Source organism: Streptomyces acidiscabies (assembly GCF_020010905.1).
GTDB classification, from domain to species: domain Bacteria; phylum Actinomycetota; class Actinomycetes; order Streptomycetales; family Streptomycetaceae; genus Streptomyces; species Streptomyces acidiscabies.
Genome location: NZ_JAGJBY010000002.1, coordinates 3,469,102 through 3,491,023 on the forward strand (window position 1 = coordinate 3,469,102; position 21,922 = coordinate 3,491,023).

1 protein-coding gene and 2 pseudogenes are annotated in these 21,922 nt (G+C 69.1%); all 3 read left to right on the forward strand.

Going from position 1 to position 21,922, the window contains the following annotated elements; genetic code table 11:
* Window positions 1-13,422, forward strand: a pseudogene (locus J8M50_RS41835) (type I polyketide synthase); the annotation flags it as partial.
* Window positions 13,423-13,479: 57 nt separating this feature from the next.
* Window positions 13,480-14,660 (forward strand): IS3 family transposase gene (locus tag J8M50_RS41840; RefSeq protein WP_107116120.1). Its coding sequence is split into 2 segments (ribosomal slippage): window positions 13,480-13,744 and window positions 13,744-14,660, totalling 1,182 coding nucleotides; the frame shifts between segments, so codons are not numbered across the junction.
* A gap of 44 nt (window positions 14,661-14,704) precedes the next feature.
* Window positions 14,705-21,922 (forward strand): annotated as a pseudogene (locus J8M50_RS41845) (SDR family NAD(P)-dependent oxidoreductase); the annotation flags it as partial.

Below are 21,922 nucleotides of genomic sequence, written 5' to 3' on the forward strand. Positions count from 1 at the left end.
CTTCTCGAAGCGCTGCGTGAGTCGGTAAAAGAGACCGAGCGACTCCGCCGCCGCAATGCCGAGCTGACCACACCGGAGCCGATCGCCGTGGTCGGGATGGCATGCCGCTATCCCGGCGGGGTGGCCTCGCCCGAGGACCTCTGGCGGCTGGTCAGTGGCGGGGTGGACGCGATCTCCGAATTTCCTGACGACCGTGGGTGGTCACTGGACACCCTCGACGACTCGGACCCCGACCACCACGGCACCAGTTACACCCGGCACGGCGGTTTCCTTTACGACGCGGCGGAGTTCGACGCGGGGTTCTTCGGGATTTCGCCGCGTGAGGCGTTGGCGATGGATCCGCAGCAGCGGTTGTTGCTGGAGACGGCGTGGGAGGCGCTGGAGCGGACCGGGATCGACCCGCACGCGCTGAAGGGCAGCAAGACCGGCGTGTTCGTGGGCGGGGCAGTTTCGGGGTACGACACCGTCGGGGATGCCTCGGGCGACGCCGAGGGCTACACGTTGATCGGCGGCGCGAGCAGCGTGTTGTCGGGGCGGATCGCGTACACGTTGGGGTTGGAAGGGCCTGCGGTGACGGTGGACACGGCGTGTTCGTCGTCGTTGGTGGCGCTGCATCTGGCGGCCCAGGCGCTGCGGTCCGGTGAGTGTTCGATGGCGCTGGCCGGTGGTGTGGCGGTGATGGCCACGTCGGGGATCTTTGGTGGGTTCGCCACGTATGGCGGGTTGGCGGGGGATGGCCGTTGCAAGGCGTTCGCTGCGGCGGCTGACGGTACTGGGTGGGGTGAGGGTGCTGGGTTGTTGGTGGTGGAGCGGTTGTCTGATGCTCGGCGTAATGGTCATCGGGTGCTGGCGGTGGTGCGGGGTTCGGCGATCAATCAGGACGGTGCGTCGAACGGGTTGACTGCGCCGAATGGTCCGTCTCAGCAGCGGGTGATTCGGCAGGCGTTGGCCAGTGCTGGTGTGACCGCCGCAGAGGTGGACGTGGTCGAGGCGCACGGTACGGGCACTCGGTTGGGGGACCCGATCGAGGCCCAGGCCCTGCTGGAGACTTATGGGCAGGGTCGGCCGGAGGATCGTCCGCTGTGGTTGGGGTCGGTCAAGTCCAACATTGGTCACACGCTGGCGGCTGCCGGTGTCGCCGGTGTGATCAAGATGGTGCTGGCGATGCAGCAGGGTGTGTTGCCTCCCACCCTGCATGTGGATGAGCCGACGCCGGAGGTGGACTGGTCGTCTGGTGCGGTGGAGTTGCTGACGGAGCAGCGGTCGTGGCCGGTGGTGGATCGGCCGTGGAGGGCGGGGGTGTCCTCGTTCGGGGTCAGTGGCACCAACGCTCACGTGATCCTGGAGCAGGCTCCGGAGGTTGAACCGGCCTCTGATGTGGATGTTGTTGCTCCGGTGGTGTCGCCGGTGGTGGTTCCGTGGGTGTTGTCGGCGCGGTCGGAGTTGGCGTTGCGGGAGCAGGCGCGACGGCTTGCGGCGCATGTGGAAGCTGATCCGGGACTCGACCCGGTGGACGTGGGTGCGGCGTTGGTGTCGACCCGGGCGAGTCTGGAGCACCGGGCGGTGGTCTTGGGCGCCGATCGTGATGAGCTGATCGCCAGGCTGGCGGGGCTTGCGGCTGGAGAGCCGGGTGCTGGTGTGGTGGCTGGTCAGAGTGTGGCTGGTGGGCGTGGTGTGGTGTTCGTGTTCCCTGGTCAGGGTTCGCAGTGGGTCGGCATGGCGCAGGGACTGCTGGTGTCCTCGCCGGTGTTCGCGGAGCGGATGGCGGAGTGTGCTCGGGCGCTGGCGCCGTTCGTGGAGTGGGATCTGCTGGAGGTGTTGGGGGACGAGGGTGCGTTGGGGCGGGTTGATGTGGTGCAGCCGGTGTTGTGGGCGGTGATGGTGTCGTTGGCGCGGGTGTGGCAGTCGCTGGGCGTGACACCGGCCGCGGTGGTGGGGCATTCGCAGGGGGAGATCGCGGCGGCCTGCGTGGCGGGCGGACTGTCGTTGACGGACGCCGCCAGGATCAGTGCGGTGCGCAGCCGGATGATCGCCGGGTCGTTGGCGGGGCGGGGCGGAATGGTGTCGGTCGGGCTGCCCCGGGCCGAGGCCGAGTTGCTGATCGCCCGGTGGGAAGGACGGTTGTCGGTCGCTGCGGTCAACGGACCCTCGTCGGTGGTGGTGTCCGGCGACCCCGAAGCACTGACCGAACTGGTCGTCGCGGGGGAAGCGGAGAACTTCCGGGCCCGCAGGATCGAGGTGGACTACGCGTCGCATTCCGCGCACGTGGAGGAGATCGAGGCGGAGCTGGTCGAGGCTCTGGCGGACATCGTGCCGGTGGAAGGCGCGGTCGCGTTCTACTCCACGGTGACCGGTGAGGTGATCGACACCCGTGAGCTGGATGCGGGCTACTGGTATCGCAATCTGCGGGAGACGGTGCGGCTGGCGGATACGACCCGCGCGCTGGCCGCAGCCGGCCACGGGACGTTCGTAGAAGTCAGCCCCCACCCGGTGCTGACCCCCAGCCTGGAAGAGACCCTGTTCGAGTCCCACCCGGCGGCAGTGGTGACAGGGACTCTGCGCCGGGGCGAGAACGAACCCGAACAACTGCTGGCTGCTGCGGCCCGGTTGCACACCCGTGGCGTCCGGGTGGAGTGGGCCGAGATAGTGGGCCGGGGTTCGGCGATTGATCTGCCGACGTATGCGTTTCAGCGTGAGCGGTATTGGCCGGAGTCGGTGTCTGGGTCTGTGGTGGCGGGGGTGGATGACGAGTTGTGGTCGGTGGTGGAGGGGGCGGATGTGGGGTTGTTGTCGGCTGAGTTGGGGGTGGGTGAGGGGGCTTTGGGTGAGGTGGTGCCGGCGTTGGCGGTGTGGCGTGAGCGTCGGCGGGCCGGGTCCAGGGTGGAGGGGTGGCGGTTTGCGGAGAGCTGGAAGCTGTTGCCTGGGGCGCTTGGGGGTGTGTTGCCGGGTAGTTGGCTGGTGGTGGTGCCTGTCGGGTGGGGTGAGGACGTATGGGTTGCCGGGGTGATCGGGGCGTTGGGTGCTGGGGTGGTGCGGCTGGAGGTGGACGGGGACACGGATCGTGCGGTGCTGGCGGATCTGCCCGAGCTGGCCGGGGTGGTGTCGTTGCTGGGTGTGGCCGAACAGGCGTGTCCTGGGTTCGGGGCTACGCCGGTGGGGTTGGCGGGGACGGTGGGGTTGGTGCAGGCGTTGGGTGATTGTGGGATCACGGCGCGGGTGTGGTGTGTGACGCGGGGTGCGGTGTCGGTGGGGTCTGCTGATCCGGTGGGTAGTCCGGTGCAGACGGCGTTGTGGGGGTTGGGGCGGTCTGCCGCACTGGATCTGCCGGTTCGGTGGGGTGGGCTGGTGGATCTGCCGGTGGTGTTCGACGAACAAGCTGGTGGGTTGTTGCGGCGGGTGCTGACGGGTGATGAGGATCAGGTCGCGGTGCGGGAGTCGGGTGTATACGGGCGTCGTCTGGTGCGGGCCGGAAGCGGCGGCGCGGCGGGTGCTGGGGTGCGGCTGAGTGGTTCGGTGCTGATTACGGGTGGGACCGGGGGTCTGGGCGGTCATGTGGCGCGGTGGGCTGTGGCGCGTGGTGCTGAACATGTGGTGCTGGTGAGCCGTCGAGGTCTGGAGGCTCCGGGTGCGGTGGGTCTGCGTGAGGAACTTGAAGCGTTGGGCGCGCGGGTGACGGTGGAGGCGTGTGACGTCGCGGATCGGGAGGCGTTGGCGGCCGTACTCGGCGCGATCCCCGGCGAGTTCCCGTTGACGGCAGTGCTGCACGCCGCCGGGATCGGTGATGGGCATGTGCCGGTGGGGGAGTTGGAGCTTGGGCGGTTGGATGGGGTGTTGCGGGCGAAGATGGTGTCGGCGTGGCATCTGCACGAGCTGACGGCGGGGCTGGAGCTCCAGGCGTTCGTGTTGTTCTCTTCGGGTGCGGCGAGTTGGGGGGCTGGGGGGCAGGCGGCGTATGCGGCGGCGAACGCCTTCCTGGACGGGCTGGCGGGTTATCGGCATGGTGCGGGGCTTGCCGCGACGTCGATTGCCTGGGGGTTGTGGGCAGGGCCGGGCATGGGTGCAGCCGGTGCTGAGTTTGTGGAGGGGTATCGGCGGCGCGGTGTGTTCCCGATGGAGCCGGGGCTGGCGATGGCGGCTCTGGAGAGGGCGGTGGGCGACGGTTCGGTCACCCTCACCGTGACGAACACGGACTGGGAGACGTTCGCGCCGAGTTTCACCGTCGAGCGCCCGAGTGCGCTGCTCTCGGGTATTCCGGAGGTGCGCAAGGCACTCGCCCTGTCGGGTGTCCAGCCTGGTGGTGAGTCGGCGTTGCGGCGCAGGCTGGCCGGGCTGGGAGAGAGGGAACGTGCGCGGGCGCTGCTCGATCTGGTGCGGCGGGAAGCTGCGGTCACTCTTGGTTTTGACAATGCTGATGCCCTGCCGGACGGGCGGGCTTTCCGTGATGTCGGTTTTGATTCGCTGACGGCGGTGGAGCTGCGGAACAAGCTCGCCTCGGCCACGGGTCTTGTGCTGCCTGCGAGTCTTGTCTTCGACTACCCGACGCCCGCGGTGCTGGCTGAGCATCTGGGTTCGGAGTTGCTGGGTTCGGAAGCGCAGGTCGTGGCTCCTGCTGTGGTGAAGGCTGAGCCGGACGAGCCGATCGCCATTGTCGGGATGGGGTGCCGGTTCCCGGGTGGGGTGTCGTCGCCGGAGCAGTTGTGGGATGTGGTGGCGTCGTCGGCTGATGTGGTGGGTGAGTTCCCTGGTGATCGGGGCTGGGATCTGACCGGCGCTGATTTTGCCCGGGTGGGTGGGTTTGTCGAGGATGTGGCCGGGTTCGATGCGGGGTTCTTCGGGATTTCTCCGCGTGAGGCGTTGGCGATGGATCCGCAGCAGCGGTTGTTGCTGGAGACGGCGTGGGAGGCGTTGGAGCGGGCTGGGATCGACCCGGATGTGCTGAAGGGCAGCAGGACCGGGGTGTTCGTGGGCGGGACTGTTTCGGGGTACGAGGCTGTCGGGGGTGCCTCGGGTGACGCCGAGGGCTACATGCTGACCGGTGGTGCGGGCAGTGTGTTGTCGGGCCGGATCGCGTACACGTTGGGGTTGGAAGGGCCTGCGGTGACGGTGGACACGGCGTGTTCGTCGTCGTTGGTGGCGTTGCATCTTGCGGCCCAGGCGTTGCGGTCCGGCGAGTGCTCGATGGCGCTGGCCGGTGGTGTGACCGTGATGGCCACACCACGGGGCTTTGCCGAGTTCGCCATTCAGGGCGGGCTGGCGGCCGATGGCCGTTGCAAGCCCTTTGCTGCGGCGGCCGACGGTACCGGGTGGGGTGAGGGTGTTGGGTTGTTGGTGGTGGAGCGGTTGTCGGATGCCCGGCGTAACGGGCACCAGGTGTTGGCGGTGGTGCGGGGTTCGGCGATCAATCAGGACGGTGCGTCGAACGGGTTGTCGGCGCCGAACGGTCCCTCACAGCAGCGGGTGATTCGTCAGGCGTTGGCCAGTGCCGGTGTGGCTGCGGCCGAGGTGGACGTGGTCGAGGCGCACGGCACCGGTACTCGGTTGGGGGACCCGATCGAGGCCCAGGCCCTGCTGGCGACCTACGGGCAGGACCGGCCGGAGGATCGCCCGCTGTGGCTGGGATCGGTCAAGTCCAACATCGGTCACACGCAGGCGGCCTCTGGTGTTGCTGGTGTGATCAAGATGGTGTTGGCGATGCAGCAGGGTGTGTTGCCGCGGACGTTGCATGTGGATGAGCCGACGCCTGAGGTCGACTGGTCGGTCGGCGCGGTGGAGTTGCTGACGGAGCAGCGGTCGTGGCCGGTGGTGGACCGGCCGTGGCGGGCGGGGGTGTCCTCGTTCGGAGTCAGCGGCACCAACGCCCACCTCATCCTCGAACAGGCCCCTGAACTTGAACCGGCCTCCGGTATGGAGGTGGAGCCGGTGGTGGTTCCGTCGGTGGTGCCGTGGGTGTTGTCGGCCCGGTCGGAGTCGGCGTTGCGGGAGCAGGCGCGGCGGCTCGCGGCACACGTGGAAGCTGATCCGGGACTCGACCCGGTCGACGTCGGTGCGGCACTGGTGTCCACCCGGGCGAACTTGGGGCACCGGGCGGTCGTCCTGGGTGCCGATCGGGAGCAGCTGATTGCCGGGCTGGCCGGGTTGGCTGCCGGAGAACCGGGTGCCGGGGTGCTGACCGGGGTGTCCGTTGCGGGTGGTCGTACGGCGTTCTTGTTCACGGGTCAGGGTGCGCAGCGTGTGGGGATGGGCCGGGAGCTGGCTGCTGAGTTTCCGGTGTTCGCGGAGGCGTTCGGGGAGATAAGCGCGGGGTTTGAGGGTCTGTTGCCGGGTTCGTTGGAGGAGGTTGTCTTCGGTGGGGATGAGTATCGGTTGACGGAGACGGGGTGGGCGCAGCCGGCGTTGTTCGCTTTCGAGGTCGCCATGTTCCGGCTGCTGGGTTCCTGGGGTGTGGCACCGGATTTCGTGGTGGGGCATTCGGTGGGGGAGTTGGCGGCGGCGTATGTGGCGGGTGTGTGGTCGTTGCCGGATGCGTGCCGGGTGGTGGCGGCGCGGGCGGGGTTGATGCAGGCGTTGCCTGCTGAGGGGGTCATGCTGGCGGTGGAGGCGAGCGAGGCCGAGATCACCTCGGTGGCAGGTGAGGTCGCCGGATGGGGTGAGCGGGCTGCCATTGCGGCGGTGAACGCGGCCCGTTCGGTGGTGCTGTCCGGTGATGCCGCAGTGGTCGGGGCGATGGGCGAGCTGTGGAGCGGTCGGGGCAGGAAGGTGCGGCGTCTGCGGGTCAGCCACGCCTTCCATTCGCCCTTGATGGATCCGATGCTCGGTGCGTTCGCGGATGTGCTGGGTGGGGTGGAGTTCAACGAGCCGTCGGTGGGGATGACGGTCCCGGCTGCTCAGGTGTGCAGCCCGCAGTACTGGGTGCGGCAGGTGCGTGAGCCGGTGCGGTACGCCGACATGCTGACGGAGCTGAGTACTCAGGGCGTGACGCGGTTCGTGGAGGTGGGCCCGGACGGTGTGCTGAGCGGGCTGGGGTCGGGTGCGGTGGACGGGGTGTTCGTCGCGGCCCAGCGTCGGGACCGGCCCGAGGTCCACACCGCGATGACCGCACTGTCCACGCTCCACACCCACGGCGTCCCGGTGGACTGGCCCGCGATAGTGGGCCGGGGTTCGGCGGTCGAACTGCCGACGTATGCGTTCCAGCGTGAGCGGTACTGGCCGGAGGCGGTGGCCGGGCCGGTGGTGGCGGGGGCGGACGATGAGTTGTGGTCCGTGGTGGAGGGGGCGGATGCGGGGTTGTTGTCGGCTGAGTTGGGGGTCGGCGAGCAGGCTTTGGCTGAGGTGGTGCCGGCGTTGGCGGCGTGGCGTGAGCGTCGGCGGTCCCGGTTTGCGGTTGAGGGGTGGCGGTTCGCGGAGAGCTGGAAGCTGCTGCCCGGGGCGCCTGGGGGTGCGTTGCCGGGTAGTTGGCTGGTGGTGGTGCCTGTGGGGTGGGGTGAGGATGCGTGGGTTGCTTCGGTGGTGGGGGCGTTGGGTGTTGGGGTGGTGCGGTTGGAGGTGGCTGGGGACGCGGATCGTACGGTGCTTGCGGCGGTGCTGGCGGATCTGCCCGAGCTGGCTGGGGTGGTGTCGTTGCTGGGTGTGGCCGAACAGGCGTGTCCTGGGTTCGGTGCCACGCCGGTGGGTCTGGCGGGGACGGTGGGGTTGGTGCAGGCGTTGGGTGATTGCGGGATCACGGCGCGGGTGTGGTGTGTGACGCGGGGTGCGGTGTCGGTGGGGTCTGCTGATCCGGTGGGTAGTCCGGTGCAGACGGCGTTGTGGGGTTTGGGGCGGTCTGCCGCACTGGATCTGCCGGTTCGGTGGGGTGGGCTGGTGGATCTGCCGGTCGCGGTCGATGAGCGGATCGGTGGGTTGTTGCGGCGGGTGTTGACGGGTGATGAGGATCAGGTTGCGGTGCGGGAGTCGGGTGTGTATGGGCGTCGTCTGGTCCGGGCCGGAAGCAGCGGCGCAGCGGGTGCTGAGGCACGGCTGAATGGCTCGGTGCTGATCACGGGCGGGACCGGGGGTCTGGGTGGTCATGTGGCGCGGTGGGCCGTGGCCCGTGGCGCTGAGCATGTCGTACTGGTCAGCCGCCGGGGTGAGCAGGCTGACGGCGTGTCCGGCCTGCGTGAGGAACTCATAGCGCAGGGTGCGCGGGTGACGGTGGAGGCGTGTGACGTCGCTGATCGGGAGGCGTTGGCGGGGGTGCTGGCGAGGGTGCCGGCGGATTGCCCGCTGACCGCCGTCGTGCACGCCGCCGGGATCGGTGATGGGCATGTGCCGGTGGGGGAGTTGGAGCTTGGGCGGTTGGATGGGGTGTTGCGGGCGAAGATGGTGTCGGCGTGGCATCTGCATGAGCTGACTGCCGGGTTGGGCCTTGAGGCGTTCGTGTTGTTCTCTTCGGGTGCGGCGAGTTGGGGTGCTGGGGGGCAGGCGGCGTATGCGGCGGCGAATGCCTTCCTGGACGGGCTGGCGGGTTACCGGCATGGTGCGGGGCTTGCCGCGACCTCGATTGCCTGGGGGTTGTGGGCAGGGCCGGGCATGGGTGCGGCCGGTGCTGAGTTTGTGGAGGGGTATCGGCGGCGTGGCGTGCTGGCGATGGAGCCGGGGCTGGCGATGGCGGCTCTGGAGAGGGCGGTGGGCGACGGTTCGGTCACCCTCACCGTGACGAACACGGACTGGGAGACGTTCGCGCCGAGTTTCACCGTCGAGCGCCCGAGTGCGCTGCTCTCGGGTATTCCGGAGGTGCGCAAGGCACTTGCCCTGCCGGGTGCGGGGTCTGTTGGTGAGTCGGCGTTGCGGAGCAGGCTGGCCGGGCTGGGAGAGAGGGAACGTACGCGGGCGCTGCTCGACCTGGTCCGGCGGGAAGCAGCCATCACTCTCGGTTTCGACAACGCTGACGCCCTGCCGCAGGGACGGGCTTTCCGCGATGTCGGTTTTGATTCGCTGACGGCGGTGGAGCTGCGGAACAAGCTCGCCTCGGCCACCGGTCTTGTGCTGCCCGCGAGCCTTGTCTTCGACTACCCGACCCCTGCCGTGCTGGCCGAGCATCTGGGTTCGGAGCTGCTGGGCACGGTCGAGGCCGTGTCGGTGATGCCGGTGACCACGGTGGCGGTGGACGAGCCGATCGCCATCGTCGGAATGGGCTGCCGCTTCCCCGGCGGAGTGGAGAGCCCTGAACAGTTGTGGGCCTTGCTCGCGGGTGGTGTTGACGCGGTCTCGGCGTTTCCGACGCAGCGTGGCTGGGATCTGGTCGGTGACGGGTTTGCCCGGGTGGGTGGGTTCCTCTATGAGGCGGCGGAGTTCGATGCGGGGTTCTTCGGGATTTCGCCGCGTGAGGCGTTGGCGATGGATCCGCAGCAGCGGTTGTTGCTGGAGACGGCCTGGGAAGCGCTGGAGCGGACCGGGATCGACCCGAACACGCTGAAGGGCAGCAGGACTGGCGTGTTCGTGGGCGGGACAGGTTCGGGATACGACACGGTCGGGGGTGCCTCGGGTGACGCCGAGGGCTACATGCTGACCGGTGGTGCGGGCAGCGTGCTGTCGGGCCGGATCGCGTACACGTTGGGATTGGAAGGGCCCGCCGTGACGGTGGACACGGCGTGTTCGTCGTCGCTGGTGGCGTTGCACTGGGCCGCGCAGGCGTTGAGGTCGGGGGAGTGTGATCTGGCGCTGGCCGGTGGTGTGGCAGTGATGGCCACGCCGGGGATCTTTGCCGAGTTCGCTGTTCAGGGTGGGTTGGCGGGGGATGGTCGCTGCAAGGCGTTCGCCGCGTCGGCCGATGGCACCGGGTGGGGTGAGGGTGTTGGGTTGTTGGTGGTGGAGCGGTTGTCGGATGCCCGGCGTAATGGGCACCAGGTGTTGGCGGTGGTGCGGGGTTCGGCGATCAACCAGGACGGTGCGTCGAACGGGTTGGCGGCGCCGAACGGTCCCTCCCAGCAGCGGGTGATTCGGCAGGCGTTGGCCAGTGCCGGTGTGACCGCCGCCGAGGTGGACGTGGTGGAGGCGCACGGCACCGGTACTCGGTTGGGGGACCCGATCGAGGCCCAGGCGCTGCTGGCGACTTATGGGCAGGACCGGCCGGAGGGTCGTCCGCTGTGGCTGGGATCGGTCAAATCCAACATTGGTCACACGCTGGCCGCCGCCGGTGTCGCCGGTGTGATCAAGATGGTGCTGGCGATGCGGCATGGGCAACTGCCTCCCACCCTGCATGTGGACGAGCCGACGCCGGAGGTGGACTGGTCGGCGGGCGCAGTGGAGTTGCTGACCGAACAACAACCGTGGCCGGTGGTCGACCGGCCGTGGCGCGCAGGAGTGTCCTCGTTCGGGATCAGCGGTACCAACGCCCACGTCATCCTGGAACAAGCCCCTGAGCTTGAACCGGCCGCCGACGCGGTGGCGGTTCCGTCGGTGGTGCCGTGGGTGTTGTCGGGCAGGTCGGAGTCGGCGTTGCGGGAGCAGGCGCGACGGCTTGCGGCGCACGTGGAAGCTGATCCGGGGCTGGATTCGGTGGGTGTGGGTGCGGCGTTGGTGTCGACCCGGGCGGAGCTGGAGCACCGGGCGGTGGTCCTGGGCGCCGGCCGTGATGAGCTGATCGCCGGGCTGGCTGGGCTTGCGTCCGGGGAGCCGGGTGCCGGTGTGGTGACCGGCAGGGCCGGTCAGAGCGTGGCCGGTGAGCAGGGTGTGGTGTTTGTGTTCCCTGGTCAGGGTTCGCAGTGGGTCGGTATGGCGCAGGGTCTGCTGGTGTCCTCGCCGGTGTTCGCGGAGCGGATGGCGGAGTGTGCTCAGGCGCTGGCGCCGTTCGTGGAGTGGAACCTGCTGGAGGTGTTGGGGGATGAGGAGGCGTTGGGGCGGGTCGATGTGGTGCAGCCGGTGCTGTGGGCGGTGATGGTGTCGTTGGCGCAGGTGTGGCAGTCGCTCGGCGTGACACCCGCCGCGGTGATGGGGCACTCGCAGGGTGAGATCGCGGCGGCCTGCGTGGCGGGCGGACTGTCGCTGGCGGACGCCGCCAGGATCAGCGCGGTGCGCAGCCGGATGATCGCCGGGTCCCTGGCCGGGCGGGGCGGAATGGTGTCGGTCGGGCTGCCCCGGGCCGAGGCCGAGTCGTTGATCGCCCGGTGGGAAGGACGGTTGTCGGTCGCGGCGGTCAACGGGCCTTCGTCGGTGGTGGTCTCCGGCGACCCCGAAGCACTGGCCCAACTGGTCGTCGCGGGCGGGGAGGAGAACTTCCGGGCCCGCAAGATCGAGGTGGACTACGCGTCGCACTCCGCGCACGTGGAGGAGATCAGGGCGGAGCTGGTCGAGGCTCTGGCAGACATCGTGCCGGTGGAGGGCACGGTCGCGTTCTACTCCACGGTGACGGGTGAGCTGACTGACACCCGTGACCTGGACGCGGGCTACTGGTATCGCAATCTGCGGGAGACGGTGCGGCTGGCGGATACGACCCGCGCGCTGGCTGCGGCCGGCCACGGGACGTTCGTAGAAGTCAGCCCCCACCCGGTGCTGACCCCCAGCCTGGAAGAGACGCTGTTCGAGTCCCACCCGTCGGCGGTGGTGACGGGGACCCTGCGCCGGGGTGAGAACGAACTTGAGCAACTGCTGGCTGCTGCGGCCCGGTTGCACACCCGCGGTGTCCCGGTGGACTGGTCCGAGATAGTGGGCCGGGGGTCGGTGGTGGAGCTGCCGACGTATGCGTTCCAGCGTGAGCGGTACTGGCCGCGTCCCCGGGCTGTGGCCGGAGACGTGCGGGGCGCCGGGTTGACGTCGGTGGGCCACCCGTTGCTGGGTGCGGCGGTGGAGTTGGCGGGTGGTGAGGGTGTGGTGTTCACCAGCCGTCTGTCTCTCACCTCGCACGCTTGGCTGGCGGATCACACGGCACGGGGTGTGGTGTTGCTGGCCGGCACCGCGTTCGTGGAGCTGGTGGTGCGGGCCGGTGACGAGGTCGGGTGCGGTGTTCTGGAGGACTTGGCGCTGGAGCGGCCGTTGGTGTTGTCCGAGCGCGAGGCTGTGCAGGTGCAGGTGGTGGTCGAGGCACCGGCGGAGTCGGGCCGTCGCGCGGTGAGTGTGTACTCCCGGCTGGAAGAGACGGGCACGGAAGCGGGCTGGACCCGGCACGCCAGCGGAACACTGACCTCCGAGCAGACGATGCCGTCGGGTGCGGAGCTGACGGTGTGGCCCCCTGCGGGAGCGGAACCGGTACCGGTGGACGACCTCTACAACGGCCTGGCCGAGGCCGGCTACGGATACGGGCCGTCCTTCCAGGGACTGCGGGCGGCATGGCGGCGAGGTGAGGAGGTCTTCGCTGAAGTGCGGCTGCCTGACGAAGTGGCCGATAGCGCGGGCGAGTTCGGGATCCATCCGGCACTGTTCGACGCCGCCCTGCACGCCGCCGCGTTCCTGCCCGCCGGAGGCGAAGGCGGACTCCCGTTCTCCTGGAGCGGGGTGTCGCTGCACGCATCGGGCGCACAGTCACTGCGCGTACGCCTGTCGGTGGCCGGGGACGGCGGGCTCTGCCTGAACGCGGCTGATGACACCGGCGCCCCGGTGGTCTCGGTGGACTCGTTGGTGGTACGACCGGCGCCGCAGGGTCAGCTGAGTTCACCTGGGTCTGGCCAGGACAACCTGTTCAGCGTGGACTGGATCGTCAAGCCTGAGAGCGGGGGTTCGTTGCCCCGGTGTGTGGTGGCGGGCGCGGGCGGTCAGGATCTGGCGGCGATGTTGGGGGTTCCCTGGCATTCGGAGTTGTCCGAGTGCCAGGACGCGGATCTGGTTCTCCTGCCGACGGGCGCCGGTGCGGACGGCGGTGACGTGGTCGCGGCGGCGCGTTCTGAGGTGTGCCGGGTGCTGGGGTTGGTGCAGCAGTGGCTGGCTGATGAGCGTGGTGATACGCGGTTGGTGGTGGTGACCCGGGGTGCGGTGTCCACGGGGACGGGTGACCGGGTGGAGGACGTGGCCGGTGCCGGGGTGCAGGGGTTGGTCCGGTCGGCGCGGTCGGAGCACCCAGGCCGGTTCGGTCTGGTGGACGTGGACGGCAGTGCCGAGTCCTGGCAGTGCCTGCCCGCCGTACTGAACGGAACGGCCGATGACGAGGACGGGTTCGAACTGGCCGTACGGGCTGGGCAGGCATACACCCCCCGGCTGACGCCGACGCGTACCCGCGAGGTGCTGGCTGCGCCGGAGGGTGTGGAGGCGTGGCGGCTGGGGATGGCGGGCCAGGGCAGTGTGGACGATCTGGTGATCGTGCCGTCTCCCGAGGCTGAGGTGCCATTGGAAGCTGGGCAGGTCCGGATCGGGGTGCGTGCGGCGGGGCTGAACTTCCGCGATGTGCTGAATATGTATCCGGGTGAGGTACCGGTGCTGGGTGCTGAGGTCGCTGGCGTGGTGCTGGATGAGGGGCCACGAAGTTTCCGGACAGGCACCCAATAGTGTTGTCCTGAACAAGGAGACGAGGAAGAAGTGGCGCCACCCAGTAAATACTCGCCGGAGTTCCGCGAGGAAGCCGTCCAGATCGCGTTGAGGTCAAGCAAGACGATCTCCGAAGTCGCCCGGGAGCTTGAGGTGAACTCGGAGACGCTGCGCGACTGGGTGAAGAAGCACCAGAGGCAGCACGAACCGGCACCCGATGCGGAACTGACGGTGAGCGACCGTGCACGCCTGAAGGAACTCGAACGACGCAACCGTGAACTGGAGATGGAAAACTCCTTCCTGAAAAAATGCGCTGCGTACTTCGCGAAGGATCCCCGGTAGCAAGCAAGTACGAGTTCATCGACGAGATGCGACTCGACACCGGGAAGTACGCATACAGCGTCGAGTTCATGTGCGGCCGACTCGGCGTCTCCAGATCCGGCTACTACGACTGGCGATCCCGCCCGGAATCCGCGACAACCCAGCGGCGCGAAGAACTGAAACTGCTCATCCGGAAAGCCTTCGACATGTCCGACAGCACCTACGGGCACCGGCGCATCCAGGCCCAGCTGCACCGCTGGGGCGTCGCCGCGGGCGCGGAGCTGGTCCGCCGGCTCATGCGCGAACTGGGCCTGGTTCCCTGCCAGCCACGCCCGAAGAGGTTCAGCCTCACGCAGGCTGCGGCCGGCCGGGTGCCGGACCTCGTCGGCCGCGACTTCACCGCGGACGCGCCAGGCGAAAAGCTCGTCGGCGACATCACCTATATCCAGACCGGGGAAGGCTGGCTGTACCTCGCAACAGTCATCGACTGCTGCACGAAGGAAGTCATCGGCTACGCGATGGACGACCATTACCAAACCCCACTGATATCCAGAGCGATCCATAACGCGGCACGGAACAGGAACCTCTCGACCAGCGCGATATTTCACTCGGATCGCGGAAGTAACTACATGTCAGCCGAGTTCGGGAGGACTCTGGAACACTTCGGGCTCCGCAGATCTGCAGGCCGCACCGGGATCTGTTTCGACAACGCCATGGCCGAATCATTCTTCGGTGCCCTGAAGAACGAGCGCGTATCCAGGGTGACTTACCTGACCCGCGAGGCCGCCAGGCAGGACATCACTCGCTACATCGAATTCTGGTACAATCACAAACGCCTCCACTCGGCAGTGGGTTACCGCCCGCCGCGTGAAGTCCACGCCGAGTACGAGAAGTTGCGAATCGCCGCGTGAAATAGACAGTCAGAAGCCTGTCCGGAAAACGTGAGACCCCTCAGGAGGCGGGTCCGGGTGTGACCGGTTTCCTCCCGGGGGACCGGGTGATGGGGATGGCGGTCGGCGGGTTCGGCCCGGTGGTGGTGGCGGATGCACGGCTGATCGTGCCGTTCCCGCAGGGGTGGTCGTTCGTGCAGGCGGCCGGGGTGCCGGTGGTGTTCCTGACGGCGTTGCACGGGTTGCGGGAGACGGGTCGTCTGACGGCGGGGCAGCGGGTGTTGGTGCATGCGGCGGCCGGTGGTGTGGGGATGGCGGCGGTGCAGCTGGCCCGGTTGTGGGGCGCGGAGGTCTTTGCGACCGCGAGTCCGGGCAAGCAGGACACGGTGTGCGGTCTGGGGGTGGCGCGGGATCACATCGCGTCGTCGAGGACCACGGAGTTCGCCGACCGGTTCACAGGGATGGACGTGGTCCTCAACAGCCTGGCGGGCGAGTTCATCGACGCGTCCCTGAACGTCCTGCGCGACGGCGGCCGGTTCGTCGAGCTGGGCAAGACCGACCTCCGTGACACGGACGCGATAGCCACCACGCACCCCGAAGTGAACTACCAGGCGATCGATCTGACCGACTTCAGTCCGGACATGGTGGGAGGCATGCTGGCCGAACTGGCGGAGTTGTTCGAGTCCGGCGTGCTGTCCCCCCTGCCCACCAGGACATGGGACGTACGGCAGAGCCGTGACGCCTTCCGCTACATGGCGCAGGCCCGGCACGTGGGCAAGATCGTACTGACCGTGCCGCAGCAACTGGACCCCGACCGCACGGTGTTGATCACGGGCGGGACCGGCGGTCTGGGAGGCCTGCTGGCACGGCACCTGATCGACCGGCACGGGATACGACACCTGACCCTCGTATCCCGACAGGGGATCACCGCACCGGGCGCGCGGGAGCTGGTCGAGGAGTTGACCGGGCTGGGCGCCGAGGTGCGGGTGGTGGCGTGCGACGTGTCGGACCGGAACGCTGTCGCCGAACTGGTCGCCGGGGTACCGCAACAGCACCCGCTCACCGCAGTGATCCACGCAGCGGCCGTGCTGGACGACGGAACGATCACGTCACTGACCCCGGAGCGCATCGACACCGTCATGCGCCCGAAGGCGGACGCGGCCTGGTACCTGCACGAAGCGACCGCCGGCCTGGACCTAGCCACATTCATCCTCTTCTCCTCTGTGGCAGGCGTGTTCGGCGGGGCCGGAGTGGCAGGGTACGCAGCGGCGAACTCCGTCCTGGACGCGATGGCTCAACAGTGTGCCGCCCGCGGCGAGCCCGTCGTATCGCTGGCCTGGGGACTGTGGGGCGATGCCGGCGGAATGATGGGGCGTCTGGGCCAGACCGACCTCGTCCGGTTCGGCCGGGCCGGGGTGCGCGCGATGCCGGCGGCGGAAGGGCTGGCGTTGTTCGACCTGGCCTGCCGACGCCCGGAAGCGCACCTGGCTCCGGTCGGGCTCGAACTGTCACGACACAACGAGCCGGTGCTGCCGCTGTTGCGGGGCCTGGTGAGTGCCGGTGGGCGGGCCCGGCCGGTTGCCCGCGCGGGCGTCCAGGACGGTTCCGGTCTGGCCGGGCGGCTGGCCGGCCTGACCGCCGATGACCAGCAACGGCTGCTTCTCGATCTGGTGCGTGGCCACGTCGCCCCGGTTCTCGGGCATGCCTCTGCACAGGACATCGAGCCGGACAAGGCGTTCCGAGACATGGGCTTCGACTCGTTGACGACGGTGGAACTGCGCAACCGGCTGGCGACGGCGACAGGTCTACGGCTCCCCGCGACGCTGGCGTTCGACCACCCGACCGCCTCGCGCCTGGCCACCCACCTGCGCCAGCGGTTGACCGACACGGTCGAGGCCGTGTCGGTGACGCCGGTGACCACGGCGACGGTGGACGAGCCGATCGCCATCGTCGGAATGGGCTGCCGCTTCCCCGGCGGAGTCGAGAGCCCCGAACAACTGTGGACCCTGCTCACAGGCGGCATCGACGCCACCTCGGCGTTCCCGACACAACGCGGCTGGGACCTGACCGGCGACGGTTTCGCCCAGATGGGCGGTTTCCTCCATGAGGCGGCGGAGTTCGACGCGGGGTTCTTCGGGATCTCGCCGCGTGAGGCGTTGGCGATGGATCCGCAGCAGCGGTTGTTGCTGGAGACGGCGTGGGAGGCGTTGGAGCGGACCGGGATCGACCCGAACGCGCTGAAGGGCAGCAAGACCGGCGTATTCATGGGCGGGACAGGTTCGGGATACGACACTGTCGGGGGCACTGCGGGTGACGCCGAGGGCTACACGCTGACCGGCGGCGCGAGCAGCGTGCTGTCGGGCCGGATCGCGTACGTGCTGGGGTTGGAAGGGCCGGCGGTGACGGTGGACACGGCGTGCTCGTCGTCGCTGGTGGCACTGCACCTCGCGGCCCAGGCACTGCGGTCCGGCGAGTGTGACCTCGCATTGGCCGGTGGTGTGACGGTGATGGCCACACCAGGGGTCTTTGCCGGGTTCGCCATGCAGGGCGGACTGGCGAGCGATGGCCGTTGCAAGGCGTTCTCCGTGACCGCTGATGGGGTCGGACTCGCGGAAGGCGCCGGGTTGTTGGCGGTGGAGCGGTTGTCTGATGCCCGGCGTAACGGTCATCGGGTGCTGGCGGTGGTACGGGGTTCGGCGATGAACCAGGACGGTGCGTCGAACGGGTTGACCGCGCCGAACGGTCCCTCCCAGCAGCGCGTGATCCGTCAGGCGTTGGCCAGCGCCGGTGTGACCGCCGCTGAGGTGGACGTGGTCGAGGCGCACGGCACCGGCACCCGGCTGGGGGACCCGATCGAGGCCCAGGCCCTGCTGGAGACCTATGGGCAGGGTCGCCCGGCGGATCGTCCGCTGTGGCTGGGATCGCTGAAGTCCAACATCGGTCACACGCAGGCGGCTGCCGGTGTCGCCGGTGTGATCAAGATGGTGCTGGCGATGCGGTACGGGCAACTGCCCCCCACCCTGCATGTGGATGAGCCGACTCCTGAGGTGGACTGGTCGGCGGGTGCGGTGGAGTTGCTGACGGAGCAACAACAGTGGCCGGTGGTGGACCGGCCGTGGAGGGCGGGAGTGTCCTCGTTCGGGATCAGCGGCACTAACGCCCACGTCATCCTCGAACAGGCCCCTGAGCTTGAACCGGCCTCCGATGCGGTGGTGGTTCCGTCGGTGGTGCCGTGGGTGTTGTCGGCGAGGTCGGAGTTGGCGTTGCGGGAGCAGGCGTGGCGGCTTGCGGCGCACGTGGAAGCTGATCCGGGACTCGACCCGGTGGAGGTCGGTGCGGCGTTGGTGTCAACCCGGGCGAGCTTGGGGCATCGGGCGGTCGTCCTGGGCACCGGCCGGGACGAGCTGATCGCGGGGCTGACCGGACTTGCGGCGGGGGAGCCGGGTGCCGGTGTGGTGACGGGGGTGGCTGGTTCGGGTGGTCGGACGGCGTTCTTGTTCACGGGTCAGGGTGCGCAGCGTCTGGGGATGGGCCGGGAACTGGTCGCGGAGTTCCCGGTGTTCGCGGAGGCGTTCGGGGAGGTGTGCGACGGCTTCGCCGGGCTGTTGCCGGGTTCGTTGGAGGAGGTCGTCTTCGGTGCGGATGAGCATCGCCTGACAGAAACGGGGTGGGCGCAGCCGGCGTTGTTCGCGTTCGAGGTCGCCATGTTCCGGCTGCTGTCGTCGTGGGGTGTGGCACCGGATTTCGTAGTGGGACATTCAGTCGGGGAGTTGGCGGCTGCGTATGTGGCGGGTGTGTGGTCGTTGTCGGACGCATGCCGGGTGGTGGCGGCGCGGGCGGGGCTGATGCAGGCGTTGCCCGCTGAGGGAGTCATGCTGGCGGTGGAGGCCACCGAGGCGGAGATCGCCTCGGCGGCGGGTGAGGTCGCCGGATGGGGCGAGCGGGCTGCCATCGCGGCGGTCAACGCCGCCCGTTCCGTGGTGCTGTCCGGTGATGCCGGGGTGGTCGGGGCGATGGGCGAGCTCTGGAGCGGTCGGGGCCGGAAGGTACGGCGCTTGCGGGTCAGCCACGCCTTCCACTCGCCCTTGATGGATCCGATGCTCGATGCGTTCGCGGACGTGCTCGGGCAGGTGGAGTTCAACGAGCCGTCGGTGGGGATGACGGTCCCGGCTGCTCAGGTGTGCAGCCCGCAGTACTGGGTGCGGCAGGTGCGTGAACCGGTGCGGTACGCCGACATGCTGACCGAACTGGGTGTTCAGGGTGTGACGCGTTTCGTGGAGGTCGGTCCGGACGGTGTGCTGAGCGGGCTGGGGTCGGGTGCGGTGGACGGGCTGTTCGTCGCGGCCCAGCGTCGGGACCGGCCTGAGGTCCACACCGCGATGACCGCACTGTCCACGCTCCACACCCACAGCGTCCCGGTGAACTGGTCCGCGATAGTGGGCCGGGGTTCGGCGGTCGAACTGCCGACGTATGCGTTCCAGCGTGAGCGGTACTGGCCGCGTTCCCGGGCTGTGGCCGGCGACGTACGGAGCGCCGGACTGGTGTCGGTGGGCCACCCGTTGCTGGGTGCGGCGGTGGAGCTGGCTGGTGGTGAGGGTGTGGTGTTCACCAGCCGTCTGTCCCTGGCCTCACACGACTGGCTGGCCGACCACGCAGTACGGGGTGTGGTGATCGTGCCGGGCACCGCGTTCGTGGAACTGCTGGTACGGGCCGGTGACGAGGTCGGGTGTGGTGTTCTGGAGGATCTGGCGCTGGAGCGGCCGTTGGTGTTGCCCGAGCGTGGGGCTGTGCAGGTGCAGGTGGTGGTCGGGGCGCCGGCGGAGTTGGGCCGTCGCGCGGTGAGCGTGTACTCCCGGCCGGAGGAGACGGCTGCGGAAGCGGTCTGGACACAGCACGCCAGCGGAACACTGGCTGCGGCAGGCGTTCCCGCGCCGGTGTGGCAGGACGTGGCATGGCCGCCTGCGGGAGCGGAACCGGTACCGGTGGACGGCCTCTACGACGGCCTGGCCGAGGCGGGTTACGGATACGGCCCGGCCTTCCAGGGACTGCGGGCGGTATGGCGGCGAGGCGAGGAGGTCTTCGCCGAAGTGCGGCTGCCCGGCGAAGTGGCCGATCGGGCGGGCGAGTTCGGGATCCACCCGGCACTGTTCGACGCCGCCTTGCACGCCGCCGTATTCCTGCCTGGTGATGTCGAGGGCGGGCTCCCGTTCGCGTGGAGTGGTGTGTCCCTGCATGCGTCGGGCGCACGGTCACTGCGCGTACAGCTGTCGGTGATCGGCGACGGCGCGCTCCGCCTGAACGCGGCTGATGACACCGGCGCCCCGGTCCTGTCTGTGGACTCGCTGACACTGCGATCGGTGCGGGCGGAACTGCTGGAGTCCGGGTCTGGCCAGGACAACCTGTTCAGCGTGGACTGGATCGTCAAGCCTGAGAGCGGGGGTTCGTTGCCCCGGTGTGTGGTGGCGGGCGCCGGTGGTCAGGATCTGGCGAAGATGCTGGGAGTTGCCTGGTATCCGGAGCTGTCCGAGTGCCAGGACGCGGATCTGGTTTTCCTGCCGACGGGCGCCGGTGCGGACGGCGGTGACGTGGTCGCGGCGGCACGTTCTGAGGTGTGCCGGGTGCTGGAGTTGGTGCAGCAGTGGCTGGCTGATGAGCGCGGTGACACACGGCTGGTGGTGGTGACCAGGAACGCGGTGTCCACGGGGACGGGTGACCGTGTGGAGGACGTGGCCGGGGCCGGAGTACAGGGGTTGGTCCGGTCGGCGAGGTCGGAACACCCGGGCCGGTTCGGCCTGGTCGACGTGGACGGCAGTGCCGAATCCTGGCAGTGCCTGCCCGCCGTACTGAACGGAACGGCCGATGACGAGGACGGGTTCGAACTGGCCGTACGGACCGGGCAGGCGTACACCCCCCGGCTGGCGCCGGCGAGCGTGGGCGAGGCGCCGGAGGCACGACCGGTGGATCCCGAGGGCACGGTGCTGATCACGGGTGGGACCGGGACGCTGGGTGGGTTGGTGGCGCGGGATTGGGTGGAGCGTCACGGAGTACGGCATCTGCTGCTGGTGTCGCGGCAGGGGACGGCCGCGCCGGGCGCGCGGGAATTGGTCGAGGAACTGACCGGACTGGACGCCCAGGTGCGGGTGGTGGCGTGCGATGTATCGGATCGGGCGGCGCTGACGGCTGTGCTCGATGCGATCCCGGATGAGCATCCGTTGACGGCGGTGGTGCATACGGCGGGTGTGGTGGACGACGGGATGGTGACGTCGTTGACGCCGGCGCGGGTCGATGCCGTGATGCGCCCGAAGGCGGACGCGGCGTGGTACCTGCACGAGGCGACCGCCGGGCTGGACCTGGCCGCGTTCGTCCTGTTCTCGTCCACGTCGGGTGTGCTGGGTGCGGCTGGACAGGCGGGGTACGCGGCGGCGAACTCCGTGCTGGACGCGATAGCCCAACAGCGTGCCGCCCGTGGCGAGGCAGCCGTGTCGGTGGCGTGGGGCATGTGGGCGCCGGCCAGCGCGTTGACCGGGCAACTGTCGCAGACCGACCGCCGCCGGATCAGCGCGACGGGAGTTGTGCCGCTGACGGCGGAGGAAGGAATGGTGCTGCTGGACCGTGCCGTACGGTCGGGGCGGTCGTTCGTGGCGGGGATGCGGTGGGATCCGGCCGGGGTGCGTTCCGGCCAGCCGTTGTCGGGGCTGTTGCGCGGCTTGGTGCGTGGCCCGGTCCGCCGTAGGAGTCTCGCCACTGAGCGGGACGGCGAGGCGGCGGGTGCGGCGTTGCGGCAGCGTCTGGCCGGGCTGTCGGCTGCCGATGCCCATGCTGTGTTGGCGCAGGTGGTCACCACTCACACGGCGACAGTTCTGGGGCATGCCACCCCGGAGTCGATACAGGCCACTTCCGCCTTCCAGGAACTGGGCTTCGACTCGATGACCGCTGTCGACCTGCGTAACCGGCTCAACACGGTTACCGGTCTGCGGCTGCCGGCCACGCTGGTGTTCGACTACCCCACACCGGACACCGTGGCCGGCCACCTCCGGTCGGAGCTGCGCCCCGACATCCTGGCGGCGGAGCCGTCCGGGGATACGGACGCCCGTCTCGGAGAGACCCTGGCGACCATCCCGGTCAGCCGCCTGCGGAAGGCGGGTCTCCTGGACCTGCTGCTGCAACTCGCTGGTGAGGACGGCGAGGTCGCGCAGAACACCACGTCCGACGATGAGATCTCGATCGACGAGTTGGACGGCGAGAGTCTGCTGCGCCTGGCCGCCGAGAACACCACGAACTAG